The sequence below is a fragment of the Anaerostipes butyraticus genome (assembly GCF_016586355.1).
Lineage (GTDB): Bacteria > Bacillota > Clostridia > Lachnospirales > Lachnospiraceae > Anaerostipes > Anaerostipes butyraticus.
In genome coordinates this window covers 41,947-52,697 of the sequence record NZ_BLYI01000002.1, presented here as the reverse complement: position 1 = coordinate 52,697, position 10,751 = coordinate 41,947, and the positions used below count along the sequence as shown (strand labels likewise).

Annotated in this window: 8 protein-coding genes and 1 tRNA gene; all 9 read right to left on the bottom strand. The window is 40.5% G+C overall.

Features of this window, described 5'->3' with window-relative positions; all coding sequences use genetic code 11:
* Positions 1-153 precede the first annotated feature (153 nt).
* The 9 genes from JMF81_RS00280 to dnaN all read right to left on the bottom strand — a co-directional run bounded on the left by JMF81_RS00280 (position 154) and on the right by dnaN (position 10,517).
* Positions 154-241 (bottom strand) — tRNA-Ser (locus JMF81_RS00280).
* Positions 242-423: 182 nt separating this feature from the next.
* Positions 424-978, bottom strand: a complete 555-nt coding sequence (locus tag JMF81_RS00275) for a Fe-S-containing hydro-lyase (protein WP_201309525.1) — start codon at positions 976-978, stop codon at positions 424-426.
* Between the two features lie 13 nt (positions 979-991).
* Entirely contained in the window at positions 992-1,834 is an 843-nt protein-coding gene (locus tag JMF81_RS00270; protein WP_201309524.1) for a fumarate hydratase, read from the bottom strand.
* 16 nt (positions 1,835-1,850) lie between these two features.
* Positions 1,851-3,566 (bottom strand): vWA domain-containing protein, encoded by a 1,716-nt coding sequence (locus JMF81_RS00265; protein ID WP_201309523.1) that lies wholly within the window; start codon positions 3,564-3,566, stop codon positions 1,851-1,853.
* A gap of 105 nt (positions 3,567-3,671) precedes the next feature.
* Positions 3,672-6,146 (bottom strand): DNA gyrase subunit A, encoded by a 2,475-nt coding sequence (gene gyrA / locus JMF81_RS00260; RefSeq protein ID WP_201309522.1) that lies wholly within the window; start codon positions 6,144-6,146, stop codon positions 3,672-3,674.
* Between the two features lie 14 nt (positions 6,147-6,160).
* Positions 6,161-8,083, bottom strand: a complete 1,923-nt coding sequence (gyrB, locus tag JMF81_RS00255; protein WP_201309521.1) for a DNA topoisomerase (ATP-hydrolyzing) subunit B — start codon at positions 8,081-8,083, stop codon at positions 6,161-6,163.
* Between the two features lie 9 nt (positions 8,084-8,092).
* The gene (recF, locus tag JMF81_RS00250; protein ID WP_201309520.1) at positions 8,093-9,178 is read right to left on the bottom strand and encodes a DNA replication/repair protein RecF; all 1,086 of its coding nucleotides are present in this window, start codon (positions 9,176-9,178) and stop codon (positions 8,093-8,095) included.
* An 11-nt stretch (positions 9,179-9,189) separates the two neighbouring features.
* Positions 9,190-9,399, bottom strand: coding sequence for an RNA-binding S4 domain-containing protein (locus JMF81_RS00245; RefSeq protein WP_201309519.1), 210 nt, complete (start codon positions 9,397-9,399; stop codon positions 9,190-9,192).
* Positions 9,400-9,413: 14 nt separating this feature from the next.
* On the bottom strand, positions 9,414-10,517 hold the full coding sequence (gene dnaN / locus JMF81_RS00240) for a DNA polymerase III subunit beta (protein ID WP_201309518.1): 1,104 nt from the start codon (positions 10,515-10,517) through the stop codon (positions 9,414-9,416).
* Positions 10,518-10,751 lie beyond the last annotated feature (234 nt).

Genomic DNA, 10,751 nt, shown 5'->3' with positions numbered 1-10,751 from the left:
CTTTGTCAAGCACTTTTTTGTTCTTTTTTATCTTTTCGATGATCTGTTTTTGTCTCTCTTAGAGACGCAACTATTTAAACATATCATAGCCTTTTGTGTTTGTCAACACTTTTTTCAAAAAAAATTAAATCTTTCATTTCGAAAGATTTAAAACGCAGAAGGAGGGATTTGAACCCTCGCGCCGCGTGAACGACCTACACCCTTAGCAGGGGCGCCTCTTCAGCCACTTGAGTACTTCTGCAAATGCCTAAATATTATTCATATATTGCATTACGTCAATTACAACGCTTGAATATCTTATCAAACCCCATGAATTTTGTCAATAGATTTTCCATAAAAATAATCATATTTTTTTCTTATTCAGATCCATGATTTTCTAATATGAAAAAGAGACTAGAATTCACTTCTAATCTCTTTTTCTGTTTATTTTCCATTTTTAAAATCATTCACAGCAGTCTCATACAGATTCCGGCCTTTACTGTCAATCACGACGATGACTGGAAAATTTTCTACTCTGAGTTTCCGTACTGCTTCTGTTCCCAGATCATCGTACGCAATAACCTCTGATTCTTTGATACATTTTGAAAGCAGAGCCCCGGCTCCTCCTACAGCAGCAAAATATACAGCTCCATTCTTGATCATACTGTCGATTACTTCCGGAGACCGTTTTCCTTTCCCAATCATTCCTTTTAATCCTTTATCTAACAAAAGCGGCGTATACTTATCCATACGGCTGCTGGTTGTAGGTCCCGCAGAACCAATGACCTGTCCCTCTTTGGCCGGTGTCGGTCCCAAATAATATACAAACTGATCCTTCAAATCGACCGGCAATGCTTCTCCCTGATTCAGGCCATCATACATTCTTTTATGCGCCGCATCCCTGGCTGTGTAAATAGTTCCGGTCAAATAAACATAATCTCCTGCTTCTAACTGCGTTAACTGTTTTGGATCTGCCGGAACATTCAAATGTTTTTCCATAATATGCCTCCCTTTATAACACTCTGTGAGCATGCCTGTTTACATGACAGCAAATATTAACTGCCAAAGGCATTCCTGCAATATGAGTCGGATATGTCTCTATATTCAGCCCTAAAGCTGTTGTATTACCGCCAAATCCTCCCGGCCCGATTCCCAGATCATTGACCTCTTCCAATAATTCTTTCTCTAATTTTGCAATATGAGGATATTCTGATTCCTGATCCAGATTTCTGGTAAGTGCTTTTTTGGCCAAGAGGGCTGCTTTTTCAAAACTTCCTCCTAATCCCACTCCGATGACCATGGGCGGACAGGCATTGGGACCTGCGTCTCTTACTGCTTCCAGCACAGACTTTTTAATTCCTTCGACGCCATCTGCCGGCTTGAGCATAAAAATCCTGCTCATATTCTCACTTCCAAATCCTTTTGGAGCGACTGTAATTTCTACGTCTTCTCCCGGCACAATATCAATATGGATGACTGCCGGAGTATTATCTTTCGTATTCTCTCTTATCAAAGGATCTTTTACAATCGACTTCCGGAGATATCCTTCGGCATATCCCTGTCTGACACCTTCATTGACTGCATCCTTTAATGCCATTCCTTCAATATGAACATCCTGGCCAATGTTTAAAAAAACAATTGCCATTCCGGTATCCTGGCAGATCGGAATCTGATCCGCGTCCGCAATCTCCATATTTTCCTGAAGCTGTCCAAGAATCTGTCTGCCAAGAACGCTGGTCTCTTCTTCTCCGGCCTTTTTCAGCCTTTGCTTCATATCGTCTGTAAGATAGAGATTCGCCTCCATACACATTTCTTTAATGTTTTTAATAATTTCGTCTGTATGAATCGTTCTCATAACCGCCTCCACATTTCTAATATTTTATTTTTTTGACTACTTTCATACTCTGAGGGTAAGAATCAATCTTCCAGCTTCCGTCGCTTTGTTTCAAAAGTTTGTAATAGCTCTCAATTGTTCTCATATGCAATGGTTCTTTAGTATTCTGTATTTTATAAGTTTCCTGCATATGCACGATACAGGAATCACTTGTCGGATAGCTGACATCAAGGAAGCTGCAGGAAAGCAGTTCTTCTTTGATATCTTTTTTAATATAATCCTTGGTTTCGTTATAAACCGCTCCGCCTTTTACCAGATATTTTTCAATGTAACTGAAATTATGCTCATTAATTGCTTTTACAAATCCATTCAGGTATTCATGCATTACTTTTTCCGGCTCACTGAGTCCTGTCGTAGACCCTGTGGCAGACATTAATGTATCCGGATCATAAGAGGAATACTCTTTTCCTCCGATTTTTCGATCCTGGTATTCAATCATAATCTGGCGGGACGTTGATTTGTTCTGTCCTTCCGTATTGTACTCTACCATGTACATTTCTTTCTGCTGCCGGTAAATTTCCTGATAAATGTCTGCCATATTATCAATACTGTTAATATTTCTATAGAATCCATTGGTCTCAGTACCAATTCTCTGGAGTTCACTTGTATTGATTGTACTTCCGATTCCTATGATAAAAACCGGAATTTTATATTTTTTGGCAACTTCAATCACATCACTCGCGCTGCACTGACTGTAATTGTCCTTTCCGTCAGTAAACGCAACAACACATTTCGCACCATCCTGAACTGCCGTTGTATTAACTGCAGCAAATAAGGCGTCGTAAAGGCTCGTCATATTGTCTGTAGTAAGACCAGAAATCTTCTGGCTGATGGCAGTCTTGTCATCCGTAAATTCCACTGCCTGCTGCACTCCGGTAGAAAATGTTGTCAGTTCTACCTTATCTCCAATGTTAAACTGGACACTATCCAGAAAATTATTCATGATACTCTTTGCTTTTGTCAGCGGAGTTCCGTTCATACTTGCACTGACATCCGCAACCATATTGATATTTAATGCCTCTTTCTGATCCAGCTGCGCTGCATCTGTAATGGTCTTACGCTCAAATTCACTGCTTCCTGTTTTTTCTTCCAGACAGAAATATCCTTTTTTCAAACCAGATGGAACTTCATCTGTAGTCTTATCTCTGATATCCAAATATATCTTTACTTTCGGATAATCTGATGTGTCTACCTGCACCACCTGGATGTCCAGATTATCATATTCAATCTGAATCTCTGCTAATAATTTCTGCCATTCCTTTTTAACATCGTCAGCTGACTTAAAATCATTTTTCTGAATACAGGATTCCAGTTCATTCTCATAACTGTCAATCTTTTTTAATTCACTGTCATATGCTTTGGATGTATCACTCTCTTTTAACTCCTTAAAATAAGCGTCAGCCTTTTCTTTATTCTCCGCTACAACTTCTTTTTCCAGATCATCCAGCTCTGTCTGCGCTTTCTTCGCCGCATTCAGATCTTTTTGATTAATTGCTGACTGACATTGCCCTACCAGACGATTATATTCATCTTCATGATCGTACAGATAGCACTTTCCAAAACGTGTCTGGCTTTCTTCCAGATCTTTTTCTGCCGCCCGAATCTGAGATGCATTTCTAAAAAAGAAAACACCAATGACAGCAGCGATCAAAATGCAGACAATGATAATAATCTTTGATCTCGTTTTTTTCATACAAATTCCTCCGACCTTATTTTCTCTGGCGTAGTTTTCTTTTTTTATTATATAACGAAATTGGAGCACAGACAATAAACCTGTGCTCCAATTTCTGATTTCATTCTATTCTTTTTCTTCTGACTCTTCTTCTACTTCCTCACTGCGTACCTTTGCAATGCTGGCCACCTGAACATTTTCATCAACATTCATAACTTTCACTCCGGATGTATTCCTTCCCAGCTCTGATATTCCATCAACTTTGGTCCGGATGATAATTCCTTCCGTGGTGATCATCATAATCTCATTATATTCATTGACAGCCTTGACTCCAACAACATCGCCTGTTTTTTCTGTGATCTTGTAACATTTCACACCTTTTCCGCCGCGATGCTGCGGTGTAAACTCTTCCATCTTCGTACGTTTTCCAAGTCCTTTGGCTGAAACAATCAGCAGATCTTCTCCCTGGGAATCCAGCTGCATGCCGACTACCTCATCATCTCCGGCAAGATTGATTCCACGGACTCCCATCGCTGTTCTTCCCATACACCTGACATCTGTCTCATGAAAACGTATACACTGTCCGTTTTTCGTCACAAGGAAAATATCTTTGGTATTATCCGTGATCTTCACCTCAATCAGCTCATCATCGTCTTTCAGAGTAATTGCTGCAAGCCCTGTCTTTCTGATATTTGCAAAATCCATAACAGATGACTTCTTCACAACTCCGCTCTTTGTTGCCATCATGATATATTTGCCTTCTTCATATGTTTCCACAGGAATAACTGCCGTTATCTTTTCTCCCGACTGAAGCTGAAGCAGATTCACAATTGCATTTCCCCGCGCTGTACGGCTGCTTTCCGGTATTTCATATGCCTTCAGTCTGTAAACTCTTCCGGTATCGGTAAAGAACATAATATAGTGATGTGTCGTCGTCATAAACAGTTCTTCGATATAATCCTGATCGATCGTCTGCATTCCTTTGATGCCTTTTCCGCCACGATTCTGACTCTTAAAATTATCTACCGTCATACGCTTGATATAACCTAATTTTGTCATAGTAATGACTGCATTTTCTTTCGGAATCAAATCTTCCATGGAAATATCATCTACGTCAAATCCAATTTGTGTTCTTCTTTCATCTCCATATTTATCACGTATAAGTGTCAGTTCATCTTTAATCACTCCCAGAAGCACCTTTTCATCTGCAAGAATTGCTTTTAATTCATTGATGCGTACCATCAGTTCATTATATTCTTTTTCCAGCTTGGCGCGTTCCAATCCATTAAGAGCTCTCAGACGCATATCCACAATTGCCTGAGCCTGAGCATCTGTAAGTCCAAAACGTTCCATCAACTGTTCTTTTGCAGACTGGATATTAGCGGCTTCCCTTATGATCTTAATGACTTCATCAATATGATCCTGGGCGATCAGCAGACCTTCCAAAATATGCGCCCGCTCTTCCGCCTTGTTCAGCTCGTACTTTGTTCTCCGTGTTACTACATCTTCCTGGTGCTTCAGATAATAGCCGAGCATTTCCAAAAGATTCAGGACCTTCGGCTCATTGTTCACCAGAGCAAGCATAATCACACCAAACGTATCCTGAAGCTGTGTATGCTTAAACAGCTGATTTAAAATGACGTTGGCATTGGCGTCTCTCTTCAGCTCTATGCAGATCCTCATTCCACTGCGGTCAGATTCGTCTCTCAGCTCTGTGATTCCCTCGATTTTCTTTTCTCTTACCAGAGCAGCTATCTTTTCGATCAGTCTTGCTTTGTTTACCATATATGGCAGTTCCGTTACGATAATCCTCTGCTTTCCATTGGCCATCGGCTCAATATCCGTTACGGCACGCACTTTGATCTTTCCTCTTCCTGTGCGGTAAGCCTGATTAATTCCGCCTTTTCCAAGGATTGTTGCTCCTGTCGGGAAATCCGGTCCTTTCACAATATCCAGAATCTCTTCGATTTCCGTTTCCCTGTCTTCCTCAACCCGGTTATCTATGATCTTAATGACTGCATTGATGACTTCCTTCAGGTTATGAGGAGGTATATTGGTTGCCATTCCAACTGCAATTCCCTGTGTTCCATTCACAAGAAGATTCGGAAATCTTGACGGAAGTACAGATGGTTCTTTTTCTGTTTCATCAAAGTTCGGAATAAAATCTACTGTATTTTTGTTAATATCAGCCAGAAGTTCCATGGAGATCCGGCTTAATCTTGCCTCTGTGTAACGCATGGCCGCTGCGCCGTCACCATCAACGGAGCCGAAGTTTCCATGTCCGTCAACCAAAGGATACCTTGTAGACCAGTCCTGAGCCATGTTAACCAGCGCTCCGTAAATAGAGCTGTCACCGTGAGGATGATATTTACCCATTGTATCACCGACAATACGGGCACATTTACGATGAGGCTTATCCGGACCATTGTTCAGTTCGATCATTGCATAAAGGATTCTTCTTTGTACCGGCTTCAGACCGTCTCTTACATCCGGAAGAGCTCTGGAGGCAATAACGCTCATGGCATAATCAATATAAGAATTTTCCATGGTCTCTTTCAGATCTATGTCATGAACTTTATCAAAAATTGTATTTTCATCCATTTTCTTCTTCCTTCCTAAATATCAAGATTCTTTACATACTTCGCATTTGCTTCAATAAACTCTCTCCTTGGCTCAACCTGATCTCCCATCAGTGTTGTAAATGTCAGATCGATTTCTGAAGCGGAGTCTTCATCCAGATTTACTCTCAGGAGAATTCGTTTTTCCGGATCCATTGTCGTATCCCACAGCTGTTCTGCATCCATCTCTCCCAGACCTTTGTATCTCTGGATTTTATTATTATTGTCTCTTCCGATTTCTTCCAAAACCTGATTCAGTTCTTCATCACTGTAAGCATACCAGTATTTCTTATTCTTTTCGATCCGGTACAGCGGCGGCTGTGCCAGATATACATAGCCCTGCTTGATCAGTTCCGGCATAAAACGATACAGGAACGTAAGCAGCAGCGTCGCGATATGCGCTCCATCCACATCGGCATCTGTCATGATAATGATCTTGTGATAACGCAGTTTGCTGATATCAAAATCATCGTGGATTCCGGTTCCAAAGGCTGTAATCATTGCCTGTATTTCCTTATTGACCAAAACTTTATCCAGCCTTGCTTTTTCTACATTCAAAATCTTTCCGCGAAGAGGAAGAATCGCCTGCGTTGCTCTGGATCTCGCAGTTTTTGCAGAACCTCCCGCAGAATCTCCCTCAACAATATAGATTTCGCAGTTTTCCGGATTTTTGTCGGAACAATCCGCCAGTTTTCCCGGAAGACTCATTCCATCCAGAGCAGTTTTCCTTCTCGTAAGATCTCTTGCTTTTCTGGCAGCATCCCTTGCCCTCTGAGCCAGAACCGCTTTCTCACAGATTACTTTTGCAACCTGTGGATTCTGTTCCAGAAAATATGTCAGCTGCTCAGATACGACACTATTGACGGCTCCTCTTGCCTCACTGTTTCCAAGTTTCTGTTTTGTCTGCCCTTCAAACTGAGGCTCGCCTATCTTAACACTGATGACCGAAGTCAGACCTTCGCGGATATCTTCCCCTGACAGGTTATCCTCTTTTTCTTTTAACAGATTATTTTTCCTTGCATAATCGTTAAATGAAGAGGTCAGCGCATTCTTAAATCCAGATAAATGTGTTCCACCTTCCGGTGTAATAATATTATTTACAAAACTCAGTGACGTCTCATTATAAGAGTCATTATGCTGCATGGCGACTTCCACATAGACGCCGTCCTTCTCTCCTTCACAATAAATTACCTGGTCATAGAGACTTTCTTTCCCTTTATTCAGATATGTGACAAATTCCTTGATTCCGCCTTCATAGTGGAACGTCTCTTCTACGCGTTCCTCCTCTCTTTCATCCGCAAGGATGATCTTCAAATTTTTCGTCAAAAAGGCGGTCTCTCTGAGTCTCCTCCTTAATGTCTTATAATCAAACTCAACCGTCTCAAAAATCGTATCATCCGGCATAAAAGTAACCGTTGTCCCGGTCTGATCAGTATCTCCTACAACTTTCAAAGGATAACATACCTTTCCCTTCTCATACCGCTGATTATAAATATGTCCTTCCTTCGCTACATTAACTTCCAGCCAGCTGGACAAGGCATTTACCACAGAAGAGCCCACTCCGTGCAGGCCTCCGGATACCTTATATCCTCCGCCGCCGAATTTTCCGCCGGCATGAAGTATCGTAAACACGACTTCAACGCTGGATACACCCTTCTTTTTATTAATTCCCACAGGAATGCCTCGGCCATTATCTTTTACGGTTACCGATCCATCTTTGTTCAATGTCACAAAGATAGTATCACAGAATCCAGCCAGGGACTCATCGACCGCATTATCAACAATCTCGTATACCAGATGATGCAGTCCTTTTTCAGACGTACTTCCAATGTACATCCCAGGCCTTTTACGCACAGCTTCCAGACCTTCCAGAATCTGAATCTGATCTGCGCCATATTCCCCTTCTTTTTGTGTACCCATAGTTTCCTCCTAATTCTGTTTTACAATTTTTCCTGCTTTGATCTGAAACATACGCTGAATTGGCAAATGCTGATCAATAAACTCATCCAATCCAGTACAGGTAATAAATGTCTGGATATCTTTAATTCCTTCCAGCAGATATACCTTACGGTGACTGTCTAATTCCGACAGTACATCGTCCAGAAGAAGGATAGGTGAATCCTTCAGGACTTCTTTCACCAGCTGGATCTGAGCCAGTTTCAAAGACAGAGCCGCTGTTCTCTGCTGTCCCTGTGATCCAAATCTGCGGATATCTATGTCATTTACCAAAAACTTAATATCGTCTCTGTGAGGTCCGATATTGGTTGTAGCATATTTAAGATCAACCTTTCTCTTTTTTGTTAATTCCGTCAAAAATGTATCATATGCCGCACTGTTCTCATATTCAATCTTCATCTCTTCCTGCTGTCCCGTAAGACGTCTGTGAATGCTGCATATGATAGGATTCAGATGCCGGATAAACTCCTGCCGGTAACGAATGATCTCAGACCCGTATTTTACCAGCTGGATATCCCACGCTTCCAAAGTGTCGATCAGATTTTCCTGAAATCTGATCTGTTTTAACAGATTATTCCTCTGCATTAATATTTTATTATATTTTGATAAATAATATAAGTATAAACTCTCCAATTGTGATAATTCAAGATCCATGAACTTCCTGCGTTCACTTGGACCGTTTTTAATGATCTTTAAATCTTCCGGTGAAAAAAAGATGACCGGAATCTGTCCCAGAAGATCACTGGAACGTCGTATTGGAATCCGGTCAATCGCTGCTCCTTTGGCTCGGTTCTTCTTCAGATGCATATCCAGCTGATGGATAATCCCCTGTTTTTGATACTGAAGCCGGATATGCGCCTCATCAGCATGAAACTGTATCATCTCCCGGTCTTTGCTTCCCCGGTGGGATTTCGTTGTAGCTGCCAGATAAATTGATTCCAGGATATTGGTCTTTCCCTGAGCGTTGTCGCCATACAGAAGATTTGTCCCGCTGGAAAAATCCATAGATAGTTCATCATAATTTCTATAATTCTTTAATTCTAAAGACTTGATAAACATAATTCTCCCAACTATTTCACGATACGAATCTCTTCACCTTCGAAGGAAACAATCTCTCCTCCGAACAGTTTCCGGCCCCGTCTGGTATCCACTTCACCGTCTACCTTAACCTGGCCCTCCTGAATCACAATCTTGGCCTCAACACCGGACCCAACCAGTCCGGCTGCTTTCAGAACCTGTCCTAATTTAATATGATCATCTTTGATTTTAAACTCATTCATACTATAACGCCTCTCTAGTGGTTAAAGTTAACAGGAAGAATCAGATACGTATATGTTCCGGCATCATCCCTGATAAAACATGGTGCTTTTGGATTTACAAAGTAAATATGGATTTCTTCATCATCAATAACCCGAAGGACATCCATCAGGAATTTTGGATTAAAACCAATCAAAAGATCCCGTCCTTCCTTCTGGATCATGATATTTTCTTCCATAGATCCAAAAAATGAAGAAATACTCAGTTCCAGAGAATGATCCGTAATATTAATGATAATTGGTTTCTTATCGGATTCCCGGATCAGAAGGCTCGCACGATCAATACAATTCAGAAATTCTTTTTTATTAATCACAACCTTAGTCTCATAGTCACTGGACAGCATCTGGCTTATCTTATAATATTCCCCTTCCAGCAGTCTTGAGACAACTTTTGTATTATCAAATTCAAATAAGATATGTTTCGCAGTTACATAAATGGAAACTTCATCTTCTGTTTCGCCTGATATTATTTTAACAATCTCCTGAAGTGTCTTTCCTGGAACGACAACCTTGAAATCGTCATAATTCCCTTTCAATTCAAGCTTTCGAATGGAAATGCGGTGGCCGTCTAACGAAACTACGCTCAGCTGATTGTCTTTCACTTCAAACAGCTCACCTGTCATAAGTTTCGCATTATCATTATCTGAAATGGAAAAAATTGTCTGTCTGATAATTTCTTTTAATGAAAACTGAGATAATGTAATGCTCTGTTCTTTTTCAATTTCAGGAAGATAAGGAAATTCTGTTCCTTCCTGGCCAATAATATGAAAACAGGCTTTTTCACAAGTAATGATTGCTTTAAAATCCTGATCTGTCTGTATTGTTACATCGTTATCCGGAAGTTTTCGGACAATTTCTGAAAATAACTTGGCATCTAAAGCTATTTTTCCTTGTTCAATGATGTTTCCTTCAATGATTGTTTCTATGCCAAGTTCCATATCGTTCGCTGTAAAAGTGATGGTTCCAGCCTCGGCTTCTATTAAAATACATTCAAGAATAGGAAGAGTCGTTTTGTTTGAAACAGCTTTGGAAACAATACTGACTCCATGAACTAAATCACTTTTTTTACATATGATTTTCATAAATGTGAATAACTCCTTTCGGTGTGAAGTTGGTTTAAATAAATAATTAACAGTCGTAGTCTTAGCCGTAGTAGGTGTGAATATGGGGATAACCTTAAAAAATCGCTGAATATAAAGGTTTTGAAGGTTTTTTCAGGTTGATAAATTGTGAAAAAGGGCAGAATAGCCGGGGGATAAGCCCAAAGTTATCAACATTTCAAAAATGGGGAAAATTAGCAATTCACAGGATATCCA

Excerpts from the sequence above, each read along its gene's own strand:
- JMF81_RS00275 (WP_201309525.1), bottom strand. The coding sequence starts at position 978 with ATGGAAAAACATTTGAATGTTCCGGCAGATCCAAAACAGTTAACGCAG.
- JMF81_RS00270 (WP_201309524.1), bottom strand. The coding sequence starts at position 1,834 with ATGAGAACGATTCATACAGACGAAATTATTAAAAACATTAAAGAAATG.
- JMF81_RS00265 (WP_201309523.1), bottom strand. The coding sequence starts at position 3,566 with ATGAAAAAAACGAGATCAAAGATTATTATCATTGTCTGCATTTTGATC.
- gyrA (WP_201309522.1), bottom strand. The coding sequence starts at position 6,146 with ATGGATGAAAATACAATTTTTGATAAAGTTCATGACATAGATCTGAAA.
- gyrB (WP_201309521.1), bottom strand. The coding sequence starts at position 8,083 with ATGGGTACACAAAAAGAAGGGGAATATGGCGCAGATCAGATTCAGATT.
- recF (WP_201309520.1), bottom strand. The coding sequence starts at position 9,178 with ATGTTTATCAAGTCTTTAGAATTAAAGAATTATAGAAATTATGATGAA.
- JMF81_RS00245 (WP_201309519.1), bottom strand. The coding sequence starts at position 9,399 with ATGAATGAGTTTAAAATCAAAGATGATCATATTAAATTAGGACAGGTT.
- dnaN (WP_201309518.1), bottom strand. The coding sequence starts at position 10,517 with ATGAAAATCATATGTAAAAAAAGTGATTTAGTTCATGGAGTCAGTATT.